The organism is Morganella psychrotolerans (assembly GCF_001676055.1).
GTDB classification, from domain to species: Bacteria; Pseudomonadota; Gammaproteobacteria; order Enterobacterales; family Enterobacteriaceae; genus Morganella; species Morganella psychrotolerans_B.
In genome coordinates this window covers 326,370-345,521 of sequence record NZ_LZEX01000012.1, presented here as the reverse complement: position 1 = coordinate 345,521, position 19,152 = coordinate 326,370, and the positions used below count along the sequence as shown (strand labels likewise).

The window sequence follows — 19,152 nt, the reverse complement described above, 5'->3', positions numbered from 1 at the left end:
CTTGAGATGTGAATAAATCAGGCTCCGGAGAGCCTGACAGGTTTAAAAACTAAGAGATTTAAAAACGAAAAAATTAAAAAATGAAGAATCAGCGGTTAACCGGGGATTTTTTATCAAGACTGAAACCGTGACTGTAACTACTGTGGTCATTTGGTGTCACGATATTAAACCAGAACGGAAAATCATCGAGATAGGTATTAAGTTTTGCTAACCGTTCTTTATCGCCGGTAATAATCAGACGCCCCTGCTTTTGCAATGTCTCAGGATCTTCTTTTTTACCCATAAAATCACGTAATGCATCACGGTTAAGAGCCAGGCTGACATCAGGTTTGTCAGATAAATATCCCTGAATATGGCTCATATTGCCATTCTGAACAGTAATAAGGTATTTTTCGTTACTGTCCGAAATAGTCAGATTTGCCGTTAACGTATAATTATCTTCAGCAACTTTGTTACCATCCATACGTACAGCCATATAATCCAGGAAGCTGCTTACCGGCATTTCTGCCAGCATATCCGGACTGCCCGCCTTGGTTGCCATACCGTCAGGAACACCATTGCGCAGCTCATACGCCCCCATCAGGAAACTGTTCCGCTCACCTGCAGATTCACTCTGATAGCCGAGTTGTTCCAGACAATCCGCCTGTAATAAACGGGCCTTTTCATTCTGCGGCTGCGCAAACACAGCGTAATTAACCACTTCAGCACACCAGCGATAATCGCCCTTTTCCGATGCTTTTTTTCCTTCGGCGAGAACGTTGTCAATTCCGCCCATTACGGCAACATAACGCGGCGCGGCTTCTGCCGGTGATAATGTCAATAATTTGGCCGGATTAAGGTCGGAATACCCGAGATAACGGTTGATTACTGCTTTGGCATTGCGATGGTAGCTTCCGTGATAGCCCCGGTTATACCACTCTTTCGCCAGCACTTTCGGCACTTTAAACTCATCCTGAATCTCATCAATGGTAACGCCGTAATTCGCCAGACGCAGTGACTCATTATGAATAAAGCCATACATATCCCGCTGCTTTTCGAGGAATCCCGTAATATTTTCATTTCCCCATCGAGGCCAGGTATGCGATGCCATGATCACGTCAGCCTGCTGACCGAACTGCATCAGCGCCTGGTTGATATAAGCACTCCAGACTTTCAGGTCACGCACCGGCGCACCACGTAATGTATAGGCATTATGCAGACCACCGATGGTATTTTCAGCCGCCCAGAATGTTTTAAACTGAGGCAGCCAGGTGTTCATCTCAACAGGTGCTTCCGTGCCCGGCGTGTTTTGCATTACCATAGTTACGCCGTCAATCGTAATTTCTTCGACAGGGTTTGATATCTCTATATTAGGTTTGATAAAGGATGTCTCGCCCAGTGCAACCCCCTTACCTATCGCCGCATCAACCTGGCCTTTTGCATTTTTCGGCAGCATATTACCGTATTGATAGGTTGCCCGGCGCGCCATAGCATTACCGGCTAACACATTTTCACTGACAGCATGTTCAGTAAATCCTGCCGGAGCGATCACTTTCACTTTGCCGCTGTCCACATCTTCCTGGCTGATAATTCCCTTAACGCCGCCGAAGTGATCGGCATGAGTGTGACTGTAGACAACCGCAACAATCGGTTTTTTGCCCAGATGCTTACTGACCAGTTCATATGCCGCCTTCGAGGTGGCAGGTACTGTCAGCGGGTCAAACACAATCCATCCGTTATCACTTTGAATAAACGTGATATTCGCCAAATCATAGCCACGAACCTGATAAATACCATCCGTCACTTTGTAAAGACCATGATTCATATTCAGCATAGCCTGACGCTTTAAACTCGGATGAATAGTATCGGCAGACTGACCGGCATCCATAAGAAACTTATAAGAGCCTAATTCCCATACTACCTTTCCATTCGCATCTTTTATTTGTAAATCTTTTTCCTGTGCAATTAATCCTTTTTTCGCCAAATTAAAATCATCAATATCTGACATTGGCAATGTTTTCAGGATGTCATCAAACATATTTTTTGTTGATGCAGAACTGTCCCCGGAACTGATATCGACAGCTTGTGCCAGCGAATACACAGGGAATGATAATGCTAATACAAGAGTTAATTTTTTCATTTAATATAAATATCCTATATTTACTATTCTGAGATACACACACCGGCATTCACACGACAGAAAATGACGTTTGGTATATCCGCATTTACGTAACACAATCATTAAAGAACCGAGGTTTATATTCCTTAAAAACGTTGCTGAAAATAAGATACAGATATAGTCATACTGACGGGTAATTCTGTTTATAAATAAAGGTATTCATTATTTAAATGCCCCGTTATTTGCAGATAACATCAGAATGAAAAATGGTAACCGGTTCCCTGTTACATCAATAACGCTACCATCCGGATAAATATAATAAAATTAACAAACAACGCTATTTGTTTTCAAAAAACACCCATTTACACAAAACAAACCACATAAAACTAATAGATACACCATACACATCTCAGGCATGTCAGATGCAACAAAAATGATACCGACCTCAACGCATTAATTCATATAAAACACTAACATATTGATAATAAAAAGATAAAATAAAATATTTTGTATTTTACCTCAGAATGCAAAATAGGGTTGGCAATCAATTTTTCATACTATGCAACAAAACCAACACACCAATACAGTTGATATAGCACAGTCCTAAAATTAATAACTCAAATTGTCAATGATTACGTAAATATATCTATAAATATCATAAAATGTGTATTAGCATTAAACAAAATACAATGTAATATTGAATATGAAATTATTCATAATCTTAGATCTCTATTTCAAACCTATACATAAGAGATAAATATTATAAGAAAGGGCTGACAAAAATGAATTCTGAAGTTTATCATTACTACATGATAGGAAATCTTATCAGCTGGATTGAGGACAATCTGGAGAACGAGCTTAGCGCTGAAATAATTTCAAATAAATCTGGCTACAGCATCAACTATCTGCAAAGAAAATTTAAAAGGATAACAGGTTACTCAATTTCAGGATATGTACGTCGTCGCCGTATATTCAGGGCAACATTATACCTTTGCCTGACAGGAAAGAGTATTGCTGCCATTTCAAAATGCTTAGGATATAGGTCATCATCCGTATTTATTCATCTTTTTAAAAAAAAACTTCCTGACCACACCTTTAGTATACAGAAGGAATAAAGTGCTGGATCTTTTTAATGCACTACCGCGAATTGAGTTAATGAAGGAAAGACCAAATATTGAGATTAACAGGCACATAGAGCATGAAGAAATAACACTTTATGGAAAAACATACACTTATACTATTGCCGTAACTGACTTTGATAAACCCCACTACCCAATCAGAAAGGTTTTCCGCGAAATTTTTTTTACAGAAACCGGATTTAATCCTGACTATTACTGTACTACCGCACATTACTCCCCTTCATTTGATGATCAACATATTGATGTATCTTATTTTATCGGTACAGATGATATAACAATGATGAATTCCTGCCCTGATTACTGTAAATATATAACAATAAAATTTAGAAATGCCAAATCATTCAAATGTACTGATAACATCATCAATCCTTATGATGTAATTATTGATGTTTTATTCAGAATATTAACACAATATAATGAAGGATGGACGACAGAATGGGATTTTGAAAGATTTGGGCTGATAGATAATAACAGAGTAACACTGGAGTATATCATTCCGGTTCAGTATATTAATAAGCAGGTTAAAAATGAACATTAATCATAATGCTTTTAAAATAAGTAATCTGGTTGCATTCCATTCTATTATTAATCACGGCAGTTTTTCTATGGCGGCTAAATTGACACACCGTTCCCAGGGGCAATTAAGCCAGATAGTCAGTGCTATAGAAGAAATATGCGGTACAGGGCTGCTTATACGAACAAGCTCCGGTGTTCAGCTAAATGAACAAGGACATATTTTTGCACAGGAATCCCGGAAATACCTGGAATCCTATAATATTTTTTTGAAAAACATTAGTGAATTATCTGAACCTGATGATAAATCCATCATAATTTATGCACCACCCGGCTTTATTCATTATTTATCCTCACATATAATACAGCCATTGTCTGTTAAATTTCCTTATATTTCAGTAACAATGAAAAAGTGCCATCCTGGCGACATTAATAACTATGACCACCTTCTCCGTGAAGCTGATATTATTTTATCTTTTGTTCCGTCACTACACCCTATGACTGTTAATACAGAATTAGAATTAGAAATGGGCTTCTACACAGGTGTTAATTATGCAGAAAAAACTGATCTATCACATCCGTTAAATTTATTAAAAGAACAATGTATTATCGTTGACAGCTACGGCTCAGAACATAATGCATGGCGCTATTGTGATAATAAAAAAAATACACAAATTAGATATACAGCCAAAATTTCAATGCCATGACATTATATCGGCTATTATTATGGCAACAAATAATATCGGCATTGTCTACGTACCTAAAATAGTAGCTGATGAATATGTGAATACAGGAAAACTCAGACCGCTGCTTTCCTCATTTAATCTTAAAGTACCTTATTACATCATTTATAAAAAAGAAAAAAATATAAATAAAAATATAGCACCTGTCAGATCTTTCCTGATTAAACATATAAGGTTAAAAGATTAGTAATGTCATACATTACAAAATACACAGATATAAATACAATGATTTACATTACTTTTTAGTTTTATATGTCCATTAATATATGATAACTCGATATAAAATATAATTACATCAAATAAATGGCTAATTGGTAACCGACAAATGAACATCGACAACATACGCGAAGATATTATTAAAAGTTTAGTACTATGGATAGAGCAAAATTTAGAATCTGATTTATCTCTGGATATTGTTGCACAACGCTCAGGTTACTCAAAATGGCATCTTCAGCGCTTGTTTAAAATTCATACCGGAATGGTTCTCGGAAAATACATACGTTCCCGTCGCTTATCCTGCGCAGCCAGAGCACTGCGGATAACAAACAGCAGTATTCTTGATATCTCACTTAAATTTCGCTTTGATTCACAACAAACATTTTGTCGGGCATTTAAATCCCAATTTATGATTACACCATCAGGCTACCGGAAAAAAATTGGCTGGGACACGACCGGCTTTTGTTTCCCGCTACGCCCGGAGCGTAATATCCATATTCAGTCTGATTTGGTCGTACTGCCGGATTTGAAATTACTGGGCGCTGACCATTACTATCAAAACAATACAACAGGCCCGCATACTAAAACAACACCGTTTCGCCGCAGGTTCTGGCATCAGTTTTTGAGCCATGTGGATACCATTCCCTGTGACCTGTATGCAATGCATGCTCCGTCTGTTTCCTCTGTCGATGACATTAATTATATCTATACAACGGCGATTGCTGAGGCGTTATTACCGAAACAACTTCCCCGCAGCACTGTGCTCTCCGGCAGAGTTTTAAAGGGAGGACACTATCTCAGAATAAAAATACGCCCGGAAACACTGACAGAAAACATGAATGGCTATAATGATATAATCCATTCTGTTTATGAAAAAATATTGCCTGAGTTTAATCTGTTACGCAGAAAAGGGGCCGATATTGAGCACTATAAACTAACAGCCCCCTATACGTATAATGACTTTATGACTAACGGCTTACCCTTCCTGAAAGAAATTAATTACTTCATCCCCGTCATTTCATAACATCACATAGCATGCTGTATAATTTTCAAACGAAATGTCACTGTGACAGCACGCGTCACACTTGTTCCGTGTGAGAAATAATTCAAGAACACCAGATGATTGCCGATATTGATAGCATGTACTACAGACACGAGTAAATTAACATACTGATACCAATGAATTTTTGCCTTACAGCCATATATTCTTACTTTTTTATTGGGTAAGGTGATATTCACACCGATTTTACTCTTAAAATGCGTTATTTTAAGTTAACGCCTTGAATTTTAACATGCGCATATTGTAGTAATAATTTGTAATATTTCAGATTGTTTACTTGTTATAAAACTAACCAATTGAAATACAATGACTATTTTTATAATATTATGTAATGCATATTGTATTTTTATGTTAACGAAACTTCTTAAAAAAACAAAATTACGCCTTTTGATAGAAAGAAAGATAAAAAGCATTCAGATGAGACTATCGCGCACCATGCCGATAGTTTTTTATACTTAGAAAACGCAAATTACAAAAACAAATAATTAGATAACTATCCACATGAACAATTATTATTCATTTCAGAATAATTGATTTTATTTTTATTTAATATTTTTAATGTTGTAATTCAAAAGATTACAACCATAAATTGATAATTATAATGAATTAATTCATAATATGACATTAATGCAGGTTTTTCATCAACCATGAAAAAATAAAAAAAATAATTATCATTTAATTTCATTGATTTATGAATTATCATAAAAAAGATAAGCAACCAAAACTCACACATCACATTTTGTTAATTTTTAAAAAAGATTATAACGATCAAAATATCGTTATTGATAGTTTTTATCTATTAATAATGCCTGTTTGATCGTTACAACTAACTTTACTTAACTCTTGTAAGAGCTAATACTTAACACCGAAACATAACCGGCTATTCCCGGGAAATACTTTTGTTTTCTGATTTATCTGCCCTGATTTGTTAATCCATACTATCTGATTATTTATTCAGGCAATCTTATTAGTCATTTTCTATAGAGAGAATTAATAAATTTCGAGTGTTGAACATGATGAATATAAATAAAATTGTTGGAGAACAAATAAGAGCAAACAGAAAAAAACAAGGATTGTCCGGTTCGGAGCTAGGTGACAAATTAAGATTAAGCCAGCAACAAGTTTCGCGCTATGAGCGTGGTGAATGTAATATACCTCTTGATATGCTATTTACTATATCGCTGGTTCTGGATATACCTTTTGTTAAATTATTTGGCGATCTTAATAAAAGCCATGAATTGATGTATTAATTTTTCCGACCCTGAGTACACACAATATTAAAAAATTGTATCTGAAGATAATCGTCTTCAGATGTAGTGGTTTACTATGTTTTATTGATAGTAAAATTCAAAGATGGCGTTTATTTTTTAGGAATTTAGTATTATGAAATTAAATATTATTGGTGCATCTGTTGTTTCAGCATTGTTATTTTCAGCAGCAGCTTCTGCTGATCCGGTCATCGTAAACGGTGGTTCAGTTCATTTTAATGGTGAACTGGTGAACGCTGCATGTGCAGTCAGCACTGATACCAGCAACCAGACCGTTGAATTAGGTCAGTACCGTACTGTTAAATTAAAAGCAGCCGGTGATATGACTACACCGGTACCTTTCAAAATCAAATTAGTTGACTGTGACCCTACTGTTTCCGCAACTGCGGCAATCGCGTTCTCCGGTCAGAGCCTGACAGGTGATGCTACGTTATTAGCTGTTAACTCAGGCACTAATGCGCCGGCAGCACAGAACGTTGGTATCCAGATCAGCGATATCGCATCTAAAGTATTACCACCAAGTGGTGCTGAGTTCTCTACAGCTAAAACATTACTGGAAGGAACAAATACTTTAGATTTCACTGCCCGTTATGTTGCTAAAGGCGCAACAACACCTGGCCAGGCAAACGCAGATGCAACGTTTGTTGTTAAATACGAATAACAGATTATTTATCTGTAATTAAATAATTAAAATCTCTCTCTGTATAAAGTTAATTTATATTAACTTTATCGATGGATCATGTTTATAAAAAGGAACAGAGAGAGTTTTGTAACTGATTTATGGCCTATCTGATTACCAAGCCATTCTATAAAAATGAAATACCATACTCTATGCGTTATTTCTGACAGAAAATATCAAGAGGTATCTTTGTGATTTCTTACTTTAAAAATAGTGCATGGATATTGTTTTTCACATTAATATCAGGCTTTGCTTATTCTGCTTCAAATCAAAATACCGGTATTGCACTGGGAGCAACGCGTGTTATTTATCCTTTAAACGCAAAGCAAACATCATTATCTGTCATTAACCACAGTCCGAAAGAACGCTTCCTTATTAACTCGTGGGTTGAAAACGAAAACGGGAAAGAGAAAAATTTCGTTATTACACCGCCACTGTTTGTTATGGAACCAAACAGCGAAAACACTCTGCGTATTGTTAATTTGGCAGATGACCTGCCCAACGATCGTGAATCTGTTTTCTGGTTAAATGTTAAAGCAATACCGTCTGTTGATAAAGATTCACTTGAAGGAAAAAATGTTCTGCAACTCGCTATTTTATCGCGAATAAAATTATTTGTCAGACCGGATAATTTATCAATTCAGACCGAAGACGCCGCTGAAAAAATTAAAATAAATCAGAAAGGCGGAGACATCTATATTGATAATCCATCCCCTTATTACACCACCCTTGTCAATATCGTTTTAGACGGACGCTCTCTCGATAATGTCATGGTTGCCCCTTTTACCATACACCGGATACAGGGTAAAAACGGGCAAAAAATAACATACCAAACTATCAACGATTACGGCGGATTACGTAAACAACGTGAAGTCAGTCTGAAATAAGTCGTTAGAGATTAATTTTTATTCAGGGAATGCGGCGAAATGAGTAACATTAAAAAGGTTTTCACTTACACACCGGTTTATATTGCTGTGCTTGCAGCAGTAGCCTATCTTTTGCCTGCGGGAACCGCTGGTGCAAAACCCTCCTTTAATGCCGCCTTTTTGTCTGACGACCTCTCTGACACGGATGTATCAGATCTGTCCCGTTTTGAAACCGGCGGTTATCAGCCGCCCGGAAATTATCTGGTTGAAGTATCGGTTAATGGTGAGTTTGTTTCATCATCAGAGATAACCTTTACCGAACATAAAAATAAAGACGGTGAACCGGTTTTATTTCCCTGCTTTAGTGCAGACACAATTACCGGTTTCGGCGTGACTATCGCAAAACCGGAAGAATTAACCGATCAGGAAAAACAGTGCTTTCCGTTTACACAAAAAATACCCGGATCTGAATACCATTTTGACTTTCAGAAACAACGCCTGAATGTCAGTTTTCCGCAGGCCAGCCTGTCCGGTCAGGCACGTGGTTATATTTCACCGGATAAATGGGAATCAGGTATTCCGGCATTGTTTGTTAATTACTTTGCCTCAGGAAATAATAACTCTGATAACACCAGCAGTTATTACGTCAGTCTTAACTCCGGATTTAACCTCGGTGTCTGGCAATTCCGCCAGTCAAGCGCCTGGAATTACAATAAAAATAAAAATACCAGCAGCAGCCAGTGGCGCAGCCTGATGAATTATGTCCAGCGGCCGGTAATCGCACTGAAAAGCCAGTTGGTTATCGGTGATGGTAACTCAGACGGTAATGTATTTGATTCTGCCGGCTTTCGTGGTGTGCGCATGTTTTCTGTCGATAATATGTATCCTGACAGTCAGCAGGGCTATGCGCCGACGGTCCGCGGAATGGCCAAAACAGATGCAAAAGTGGTTATCCGTCAAAACGGATATGTTATTTATCAAGTCTATGTGCCGCCGGGTCCATTTATTATCAATGACTTAAACCCAGCCACATCCAGCGGTGACTTACAGGTTACCGTAGAAGAAAATGATGGTTCAACACAGCGCTATGTTGTGCCTTATTCAACATTGCCGGTTTTACAACGTGAAGGCCGGGTAAAATATGATGTTATGGCCGGTGAATTCCGCAGCGGGAACAGTAATCAGGATACACCGACATTTGTTCAGGCAACATTGCTGGCCGGTTTATCACGTGATGTATCTGTCTATACCGGGACACAACTTGCCAATAAATATAAAGCCATATTGGTGGGTGTTGGCCAGAACATCGGACAATTTGGTGCATTTTCATTTGATATTACCCATGCAAACAGTGAATTAGCTGATGGCTCCCGTCATAAAGGCCAGTCATTACGTTTCCTTTATGCAAAATCACTGAATACTACCGGAACAACATTCCAGTTATTAGGTTACCGTTATTCCACCAAAGGTTTTTATACGTTAAATGACGTCGCATATAAACAGATGAGCGGCTATGAATTTGCGCCTGACGGCGAAGAAGGTGATAACAACAAGCCGATTATTATTAATTACCATAATCTGCTTTATAACAAAAAAGGCCGCTTCCAGGTCAATCTTTCGCAATCATTCGATAACTACGGGTCACTGTATTTATCCGGTAACCAGCAATCGTACTGGGATAAAAGCGGTAAAGACGAATGGTATCAGGCAGGTTATTCCAACAGCTGGAATGGTATGAATTATTCAATTTCACTGAGCACCACCAAAGCACTGGAAATTAAAGATCGCGATAACATGATCTCAATGAATATTTCTGTTCCGTTCTCTTCATTTTCATCCGGAAATGCACGGAGTAACAGCGCCTTTAATAATGCTTACGCCACCTTCTCTGCCACTAATAACTCCGGCGGACGGAAAGCGTATCGTGCCGGCATTAACGGAACACTTCTGGAAGACAGAAACCTGAGTTATACCGTTTCGCAGGGACATATCAGCCAGCAGGGCTATAACGGTTCAGCCGGTCTCGATTATCAGGGCACATATGGCGATTTCGGGGTCAGCTATAACTATGATCCGGATCAGAACCAACTAAACTACCGGGCTTCCGGTGCATTACTGGTGCATGAAAACGGGATCACATTAGGACAATCTCTGAATGAAACCACGGTACTGGTTAAAGCACCGGGTGCCGCCGGTGTTTCTGTCGAGAACTATACCGGAGTGAAAACGGACTGGCGCGGTTACGCTCTCGTACCCTATGCCTCAGCTTACCGGAACAACCGTATCGCACTGAATCCTGACTCATTCAGTGATAATACCGAGATTAAAAACAATGTGCAGAATGTCGTGCCGGTCAGTGGTGCTGTTGTCCGCGCATCATTTGATACCAGTATCGGTATCCGCGCACTTATCACGCTGACCCATAATGGCAAACCAATCCGCTTCGGCAGTATGGTGCAGGAAACCGGCTCGCAGATAAACAGTATCGTCGCTGATGACGGACGTGTGTATCTGACCGGTCTGCCACTAAGCGGAAAACTTCTTGTGCAATGGGGAAATACCCCCGCTGACCAATGCACCACGGCTTATGACTTTACCCGTCAGGAATTAAACGGGCCGTTCCTCCGCACAGCGCTTGAATGTAAATAGAGAGTTAATGATGAAAAAAATATATTGGGCTCCGTTATTAATGACATTTTTACCTCTCCCGGCACTTGCGGTGATATGCAGTAATGCCTCCGGCGGAGTCGGTGAAGTATATTATGACCTGTCAAAAAGCTTTTCTTCCGCAAATAACCAGGTCGGCCAGGTCGTGCAAATGTCTAAAAACTTTGCCGAGCGGGTCGACGGTATATGCCCGAAGCATAAGGGAAACAGCACCACGATGCGAAGCTATGTGGCAAATACCCCCGTGGTGGAAACAGTAGGAAACTATAAATATCTGAGGCTCAATGATTATCTGATTGGTGCAATGAGTATTACTGACAGTTCTTCCGGTACATTTTATCCGCCACAGAATTATGTCCAGATGGGCATGCACCCTAACGTGGTATTAGGAAAACCGTTCGGGATCCAGGACAGTAATTTTATTTTCCACCTGAAAGTTACGCGCCGTTTTGTTGACCAGGTTGTCATTCCGAAAAAAACACTCTTTACCGTGTATGTCACCACAAATTATGGCGAGGCATTAAGTACACCGGTTTATACCATCAGTTACAGTGGTAATATTAACGTTCCGCAAAACTGTAAAATTGGCGTTAATGACATTGTTGTTATCGATTTCGGTAAAATTGGTTCTCAGCTTTTCAGCCAGGCCGGTGCCGGTAATAAACCGGATGGTGTGAATAAGAAAACAGAAAATCTGGCGATACAGTGCACTAATATCGACGCAAAAGCCTATCTGACATTACGTATTGAAGCTGAAAAAGTTCAGGGGAAAATGATTGTCTCGGATAATCCGGATGTCGGGTTTATGGTCGGTGACAGCAGCGGTAACGCATTAACACCGAATAATGTCAGCAGCCTTATTCCTTTTCAGCTGGATGGCACCGGTGCTTCCCGTACTACTATTACAGCCTGGCCTGTCAGTGTGACAGGAAATAAACCGAAAGAAGGCAGGTTTGAATCCCGTGGTTATTTACGCGTTGACTATCAATAGGCCGGACAATGAAAAAAATATTAAATCCGGCATTACTGATAATAGCATCCGGATTCCTCAGCCCGCACTTTGCAGCCGCTTATGAACTCGGCAGAGTAAATCTTCGGTTATCAGGTGAAATTGTGGCTTATACCTGTGGTGTGGAAGTTTCTCAGGCAAATAAAAAAGTTAACCTGGGACGCTGGCCACTAAAACACCTGAAAGCAACAGGCGACAGAACCCAATCAATGCCATTTGGTTTTCAGCTGCAAAATTGCCCGCCCTCTTCTTCCGTTACAATTGTCTTCAGCGGAAAAAAAGATAAGCAGGATAATACCTTGCTGGCGCTCACAGAAGGAGCAGCTGCCGCAAAATCAGTAGCGGTTGAAATATTGGACAGCCAGAAAAAACGACTGCCGCTTGATACCAAAAGCCCGAAAATTGCCATGGATATTAACGGAAACGGACAAGCTCAGTTTTATGCAAACTATATTGCCACAGGCAGTCAACCGACACCCGGCACAGCCGATGCTGATGCAACCTTTATGATTACTTACGAGTAATTCCCCGTTACGATGCTCCCCGCTGGTCTGTTCATTCAACAACTGACGGGGATTTTGTGCTATTTGTTTAAAAGATGCATTTAAAATGCTTTTTTATATCTGATAAATTTCATAAGATAGTTCCCTAAACATGCGTTCATGTTCAGGAGAAAAAAGATGGATCGCATTATTATACCCACACATTATATTCATATCCGCAGCACCCCTCTCTGGACCAAAGAGACAGCCCCGAAATCTATCTGGCAGAGGCACCTGGACAAAGGTACACGCCAGGGCGTTTATCCAAAGCTCTCTGTTATGCAGGGAACCATCGTTTATTATGCCTATGCTGATGAAATAAGTCCGGAACCGACAGACACGCTGGTTATTGAGGCCGGTCAGTTCGGTGTATTTCCTCCCGAAACCTGGCACCGGATAGAAGCGATGACAGAGGATACGGTATTTAATGTCGATTTTTATGTCGCACCGGAAATTCTGACTGAGGAGTAACACAATGATGAATGAAGAAAATAAAGGTTATCTGCTGGCGCTCATCAATGATGTTAATAAGGTTAAGGCGGAAAAAGTCTTTCTTAATCCGAAAAAACTCTACATTCCTGAGATAGCGAATGAAGAAATGTCATTTCTAATCAAAGAATTAGGAAGAAAAGAGAGTATCAATGGCAGTACATTCACTGTCACCATCACAAATCAGAACAATGGTGTTTCTGTTGATAAAGAGATTGAGTCCGTTGATGCTTTATCCGATCCGGAAATAACCTCGCAGGTCATTAAAGACCTGATAAACATCATACGTGGTTATGATATGGATGAAGAAATCAATATCTGCGGCTGGTAAACAGCAAACAGATACAGTGAGGTGGCGCTATATCTGCCGCCACCTCCGTTATTTATGTCCGCTTTAAAACAGGATGATATGCAAAACAGTCCGCAGCAAAATTCCGACAAGCACAGCAGGAATAACATATCTGAATAAACGGACAAACCGGGAGCTTATTCCCAGAAAAATACCAATCCCCGGCAGGTCAAACGTCTGGATTAATAACCCCGCAGATGCATTTATCTGATTTGCCGTGACCATTCCCTGCTGAGCCAAATCCGATATTACACCAAAATATGCTGTTCCTCCGGCCACACATTTCACCAGGGCAGGAAGAACAAAAATATCAGGAATATGTAATAACTGAAGTAAAGGCATCAATATATGATGGAGCCATTCAATCAGCCCGGCAGACTGCATAAGCCCCACAATACTTAATGACAAAATAAGCATCGGGATTGCCCCGAGCGCCAGACGAATAGCATCGGCTCCTGCACTGTTTATAACAGACAACAGCCCCTGATTATTTTGTTCGGCATCCGGAAGCGGTTCTGCGCTGGTTGTTTCAACTGCCGACAATTTTCGCCCGGTAATATACCAGGTAAATGCCGCCGCACATAAACCACCGAGTATTGAGATTGAGATTGATGTCATCCAGTGCAAACCAAACGGCATTAAGGGATAAAATACATTTCCCTGCCCCATTGCAAAACACATCGCCAGTGTCGCCGCCATATGACGATCAGAAACACCCCGCTTGTCCATAATGGATAATGTTGCGAGAGGAGCCGCAAAGCTGACAAAATTTATCTGGATCAGTGCAAACGCACTCATGCCGGTCAATCCGAATGGTTTGAGTAATGGCGCCAGCCAGCGGACTATCACATCCAGGACACCTCTGACGGAGAGGTACTTCATTATGATCAGCATCACGACCATAATCGGTAATAAAGTATAAAGCGCTACATCAACGGATGATTTACCCGCCGATATAATAATACTGATAACGTCCATCTATCTGTCACTGCATATAAGTCAATTGATTGTCAGGATTATAAACCTGCCAATCCAGAAGTAATTTATTTTTTTCAGGCAACTAAAATAAAGGCAATGACACTAACAAAAGCTGCATTTGCAGATTTTAACTTCACTTAAACTCACAAAAATGAAATTAAAACGCATAGGATGATTTTGGCAGGAAGTATCGGAGAATATCCGGCAATAAACGCATTGCCGGATATTTTTGTGCAGAATATTCAGTATTCTGAATGATTAATGTATATCACCAATGATAAGAGTAATTCAGACCAACCTGCACACCGTCATTACGATAATCCGTAGTGTGGTAGCCCACATTTGCGCGCAGCGTGGAATCAGGTGTAATCGCATAATTCAGACCCGCATGAACATAAGGTTTTACACTCTGGCTTTCCCCGCGGTAGTAAATATAATCTGAATCGTTCACATAGCGGATAAGCCCTGTAAAATCATCACGTTTATGATTAATCCGGATATCCGCACCAATGCCGCCATCAAGTTCGATACTTTCATTAACGCGATGATTTATATTAACACCAAGCTGTAAATCAAGGTTTTTATTTCCTGCCCGGCCATAAACTGCAGGGAAATTAATATTATCAGATTCAGTATAGCCGGCGCGGCTTACATCATGGTATTTGAGTGCTGCTAACGGTGTTATGTTAGTCTGTTCACTGAGCGCAATACCATAACCCGTCTGTAAGCTGACATAATAGCCTTTGATATCCGAATATCCTTTCCCTTCCTCGGAATTTTTTTGAGCTTTGCGCGTAATCTCCAGTCCCTGCTGTAAGAATGCAGCAGAAAGCTCAGAATTGAGTCCGGTATTATCCATATTCTCCTGATAACGCAACCAGGCACCTACAGCAGGATGATTACTTCCCCGGGTATCATAACCTTCAGCCAAATTAGTATTATTGGCAAAATTTAAAGACGCGCCCGTTGTCCAGTTTTCTGCACGTAAACGGAATGAACCAAATAAACCGGTCGCAACACGGTTGTTTTGCTGCACACTGTCATACTGCGTGAATAAACCGACACAATAACTGTCACTGCCCATCTGGCAACGGCTGTCGGCCAGGTTATATAGTGCCGTTTGATAAAGATCCAAAATCTGGTCACTGCTATTCGCCATCTTATCAAGAGTTTTGCGGGTCTTATTCACTTCAATCGGCTTTGATGGCTCAAGTGGCGTCAGCGGTATCACCGGTTTTGACGGCTCAAGTGGCGTCACGGGGATTACCGGTTTTGACGGCTCCAGCGGTGTCACGGGGATTTCCGGCTTCGATGGCTCCAGCGGCGTCACCGGGATTTCCGGTTTTGACGGCTCAAGTGGCGTCAGCGGTATTACAGGTTCAGGCGGTATTATCTGTTCCGGTGTATAATTCAGCTTCCATAAAACAGCTGTGGTTTCGTTATTATCGCCCTGAACATAACCCGCCACCACTTTACCGTCATCAGAAATAGCTTCAGCACTCGACTCACCCGTCAGATTATTCTCTAACGGTTTTAATTCATACATCTTCTTCTCATCTGATACATACACAAATGCGCGTGAATAATCATCTTCATTTGATGACGACCCGACAATAAACTGACCATCACGGGAGACAGAAGATGCCGTTGAAAAGCCGCTGTTATCTTTTCTTAATGTCCCGAGATCACGCATTCCCTCAATATCCGTATGACGGAAAGCATGCATATCATCATTTTCATTGGCAAAAGACCAGCCAACCGTCACAAGACCATTTGAAGAAATAGCATTTGCACTTGATTCACCCTTATTATCTTTAATTAACGTACCTAAACTAACAACACCAGTTGAATCAGTATATTTAAATGCCTGTAAATTATTTTGTTTATTTGTCGACCTGCCGACAATAACGCTACCATCAGTATTTACGCCATTAGCACTGGAAAACGCAGTATTGCCTGAATCTAAAAGTGAAAAACCTTTCTCTTCAGAAAAACGAAATGCACGGTTGTCAGCAATACCAACCATCATTTTTCCATCACCTGAAATCGCAATTGAAGCGGCGTTCCCGTATGATTTACTATCAGATAAATACAGATATCCGGTATCCGTATTATAAATATAAGCCTGTGATACTCCGTCACTACCCATATCACGGATAGAGCCCGTGATGATATTTCCGTCAGCAGAGATCCCTGTAATATATGTACTTTTCCCTTCTTTCTGTATTTCTGATAAATCAACAGATTGACCATTTTTTATCAGAAAAGGACGGTAACTGTCAGACGCGATTTCATAGGTACCCCCGACAATACTGCCGTCAGCCGAAATTGCAGTTGCTTGCCCGCTCGTTTCAAGAGCCGACAGTTCATAATCCATTGCGGCAAAAGAAAATGAGGTTCCTGAAAAAAACATTAATACTAATAACGATTTTTTAAATACTTGTTGTTTATTCACAGACATAAAAACTCAAATGGTGTTTAGTAAAATTAATAAAGTAATTAATTACGGATGGTGGATAAAAACACACGAACAAATAGCGTTGAATAATTAAATAATTAAATAATTAAATAATTAAATAATTAAATAATTAAATAATTAAATAATTCAGCTTTCTTGACTCTTTTGCTTTCTATACAGTGACATAATGTCTTTTAAAAACCAATTGATACTGGTTCTGAATATAATTGATATATTTACTAAAGTAACAATATCAATGCGACTAACCCCTCTCTCATAACAAGAGTACTGTTGCTGGCTTATACCGAGGAGTTCGGCAACCTCCCGCCCTGATAAATGCCGTTCTTTTCGTTTATCAAATATACGTTTTCTTATTATTATACTTATATTATCTTTTAATTCATCGCTGCTGATCATGCTGAATTCCCCCGCAGAGGTATATACTTACTGTTTCAATAGAAGAGAGTATTACTTTGTAAAAATACAATAACAGTTTAATCCATAATAAAAGAATGATATTCAATTCAGATGAATATCAATAATATCTGCCATATGGTACTCAGGCGATTAGATTACCGCCTCTGGGATATCGGTATTTATCGGCATAATTCACCAGGCAGTCATAACCATACCATCGCCACCATTTATTTTGGTTTAAACCAGAGACGCTAATTTATTGGATTTTTCTTACTAAGACAAACAAAAAATGTGCATGAAATGTGTTTTTTGTTAAAAAATAAAATTAAAAACCAATAACCACTTAAAATACCCTCACTAAAGGTGTTTAATTCTACAAATTATCAATTGAAAGAATAAAAAACCAACATGCTCAATATACTTACGATGGAAGGCTAATAATACCAGAATTGGCAGATCAATATATAATTATGTAATTGATTGAATTTAAAGTTATTTTATTATTGTAAAAGAAAAAATAAGCAGCAGCAGGGCAATGCCGGGTCAAAAATGACACATCAGACAAAGCCCCCACCAACCGTTAGCTTAAGTTAAATATATTGTATTAAATCTGGCCGTTTTGGTGTCACTGCCACTTTGCGGTTACCAGTGTGAAACGCTGAAAGGATCCTGCTATGAGCTTCGATCTCGTCAACTATCCGGAAATTCCGGATAATTGAATCCACCGTGTTTTAAATTTGTTTTAATAATTTAATGTCCAGCACATCAAGCCTGCCATCAATTTTATTAATTAATTCTTTAAAATGCGGCGTCTCATTATGCTCATCTAAAGCGTCCTGTGACTTCCATATTTCAAAAAACACATAGGTTCCATCGTGTTGCATATCCTGATGTAATTCATATTTAATATTTCCGGCTTCCCGGCGGCTCGGTATTACAACGGACTTGAGTGCATCATATACATCATCTTTGTATTCTTCTTTTGCTACCATTGTTGCAACTACACGGATCTCGTTCATGTCCGGCTCCATCAGCTCTTAAATAGATAAAATACACTATACGAACAGCCTGCTTATTGACTCATTTAATGCAGGCGGACTCGTGCTATTTTTGAGTTAACCTGTAACTGCCATCGATCAATGATTTAAGTTCAGATTCACTAAAATTATTATCCAATTTTATGGTAATCCAGTGCTCTTTATTCATATGGTATGCCGGAAAAACACCCTCTTTTAAGCGAAGCGAACCAACCAGTTCAGGCTCAACCTTAACATTGATGATATCAATGATAGTCCCTGCGCCCTTTTCATGTAATTTATCCGCAGATATATCCATAATGACGGCAAACCACTTAGAACTGCCCTGATGTCTGAATACAACATAATTTGGGTACTTATCCCATGGATATTCAGGAGATACCCCATAATTATTTTGGATATAACTAATCAGATCATTCCTTTTCATGTTGCCACCTTAAAATGAATTATCAACTATTACAGTTAACGCCATTTATCGCAGTCAATCAAGCGGGCTAATCGGTCCCGGTTCCATGACCAATCGTTATTAACGCTGACTTCTGGTTTTAAACAGAGATTGTTTACGCTTAGCTTTATAAATAGGTAACAGATTTTAGCTGTGATATTAAAAATTGCTCATTTTGA

At 39.4% G+C, this 19,152-nt stretch carries 19 protein-coding genes; 13 read left to right on the top strand and 6 right to left on the bottom strand.

The genetic code is table 11. The features are described 5' to 3' along the window. Window positions 1–88: 88 nt before the first annotated feature. Window positions 89–2,119, bottom strand: a complete 2,031-nt coding sequence (locus tag AYY17_RS10040; RefSeq protein ID WP_082981354.1) for an alkyl/aryl-sulfatase — start codon at window positions 2,117–2,119, stop codon at window positions 89–91. 761 nt (window positions 2,120–2,880) lie between these two features. Between AYY17_RS10040 and AYY17_RS10035 the strand changes: the two genes are divergently transcribed. The 13 genes from AYY17_RS10035 to AYY17_RS09980 all read left to right on the top strand — a co-directional run bounded on the left by AYY17_RS10035 (window position 2,881) and on the right by AYY17_RS09980 (window position 13,620). Next, window positions 2,881–3,213 (top strand): helix-turn-helix domain-containing protein, encoded by a 333-nt coding sequence (locus AYY17_RS10035; RefSeq protein ID WP_067423394.1) that lies wholly within the window; start codon window positions 2,881–2,883, stop codon window positions 3,211–3,213. A 1-nt stretch (window position 3,214) separates the two neighbouring features. Then, window positions 3,215–3,775: a hypothetical protein gene (locus AYY17_RS10030; protein WP_067423392.1), complete on the top strand. Its 561-nt coding sequence runs from the start codon at window positions 3,215–3,217 to the stop codon at window positions 3,773–3,775. Beyond that, window positions 3,765–4,457: a LysR family transcriptional regulator gene (locus AYY17_RS10025; protein WP_067423390.1), complete on the top strand. Its 693-nt coding sequence runs from the start codon at window positions 3,765–3,767 to the stop codon at window positions 4,455–4,457. Before AYY17_RS10030 ends, AYY17_RS10025 begins: the two co-directional genes overlap by 11 nt. 19 nt (window positions 4,458–4,476) lie before the next feature. Further along, the gene (locus tag AYY17_RS10020) at window positions 4,477–4,680 is read left to right on the top strand and encodes a LysR family transcriptional regulator (protein ID WP_067423388.1); all 204 of its coding nucleotides are present in this window, start codon (window positions 4,477–4,479) and stop codon (window positions 4,678–4,680) included. Between the two features lie 138 nt (window positions 4,681–4,818). Continuing rightward, on the top strand, window positions 4,819–5,733 hold the full coding sequence (locus AYY17_RS10015; RefSeq protein WP_067423386.1) for a helix-turn-helix domain-containing protein: 915 nt from the start codon (window positions 4,819–4,821) through the stop codon (window positions 5,731–5,733). A 1,049-nt stretch (window positions 5,734–6,782) separates the two neighbouring features. Then, window positions 6,783–7,019, top strand: coding sequence for a helix-turn-helix domain-containing protein (locus AYY17_RS21210; protein WP_082981352.1), 237 nt, complete (start codon window positions 6,783–6,785; stop codon window positions 7,017–7,019). Window positions 7,020–7,152: 133 nt separating this feature from the next. Beyond that, window positions 7,153–7,698: a type 1 fimbrial major subunit FimA gene (gene fimA, locus AYY17_RS10010; RefSeq protein ID WP_067423384.1), complete on the top strand. Its 546-nt coding sequence runs from the start codon at window positions 7,153–7,155 to the stop codon at window positions 7,696–7,698. 209 nt (window positions 7,699–7,907) lie between these two features. Further along, complete coding sequence (locus tag AYY17_RS10005; RefSeq protein ID WP_067423381.1) at window positions 7,908–8,603, top strand: fimbria/pilus periplasmic chaperone; 696 nt, start codon at window positions 7,908–7,910, stop codon at window positions 8,601–8,603. Window positions 8,604–8,642: 39 nt separating this feature from the next. Beyond that, entirely contained in the window at window positions 8,643–11,231 is a 2,589-nt protein-coding gene (gene fimD, locus AYY17_RS10000) for an outer membrane usher protein FimD (RefSeq protein ID WP_067423379.1), read from the top strand. A 10-nt stretch (window positions 11,232–11,241) separates the two neighbouring features. Next, window positions 11,242–12,240: a fimbrial protein gene (locus tag AYY17_RS09995; RefSeq protein WP_235845351.1), complete on the top strand. Its 999-nt coding sequence runs from the start codon at window positions 11,242–11,244 to the stop codon at window positions 12,238–12,240. Between the two features lie 8 nt (window positions 12,241–12,248). Beyond that, window positions 12,249–12,782 carry a fimbria assembly protein gene (gene sfmF / locus AYY17_RS09990; RefSeq protein WP_067423375.1) on the top strand — a complete coding sequence of 178 codons (534 nt, stop codon included), beginning with the start codon at window positions 12,249–12,251 and terminating at the stop codon, window positions 12,780–12,782. Window positions 12,783–12,938: 156 nt separating this feature from the next. Then, on the top strand, window positions 12,939–13,271 hold the full coding sequence (locus AYY17_RS09985) for a DUF1971 domain-containing protein (protein ID WP_067423373.1): 333 nt from the start codon (window positions 12,939–12,941) through the stop codon (window positions 13,269–13,271). 7 nt (window positions 13,272–13,278) lie between these two features. Next, on the top strand, window positions 13,279–13,620 hold the full coding sequence (locus AYY17_RS09980; protein ID WP_067423559.1) for a DUF1869 domain-containing protein: 342 nt from the start codon (window positions 13,279–13,281) through the stop codon (window positions 13,618–13,620). A gap of 63 nt (window positions 13,621–13,683) precedes the next feature. On the opposite strand, the gene AYY17_RS09975 is transcribed toward AYY17_RS09980, so the two are convergent. From AYY17_RS09975 to AYY17_RS09955, 5 genes are all read right to left on the bottom strand, one after another. After that, window positions 13,684–14,616, bottom strand: coding sequence for a nucleoside recognition domain-containing protein (locus tag AYY17_RS09975; protein ID WP_067423371.1), 933 nt, complete (start codon window positions 14,614–14,616; stop codon window positions 13,684–13,686). 268 nt (window positions 14,617–14,884) lie between these two features. Beyond that, window positions 14,885–17,077, bottom strand: coding sequence for an autotransporter domain-containing protein (locus AYY17_RS09970; protein ID WP_067423369.1), 2,193 nt, complete (start codon window positions 17,075–17,077; stop codon window positions 14,885–14,887). A gap of 144 nt (window positions 17,078–17,221) precedes the next feature. Then, window positions 17,222–17,491: a helix-turn-helix domain-containing protein gene (locus tag AYY17_RS09965; protein WP_067423367.1), complete on the bottom strand. Its 270-nt coding sequence runs from the start codon at window positions 17,489–17,491 to the stop codon at window positions 17,222–17,224. Between the two features lie 731 nt (window positions 17,492–18,222). After that, window positions 18,223–18,510, bottom strand: coding sequence for a putative quinol monooxygenase (locus tag AYY17_RS09960; protein WP_067423365.1), 288 nt, complete (start codon window positions 18,508–18,510; stop codon window positions 18,223–18,225). Window positions 18,511–18,595: 85 nt separating this feature from the next. Then, the gene (locus AYY17_RS09955; protein ID WP_067423363.1) at window positions 18,596–18,955 is read right to left on the bottom strand and encodes an MmcQ/YjbR family DNA-binding protein; all 360 of its coding nucleotides are present in this window, start codon (window positions 18,953–18,955) and stop codon (window positions 18,596–18,598) included. Window positions 18,956–19,152: the final 197 nt, after the last annotated feature.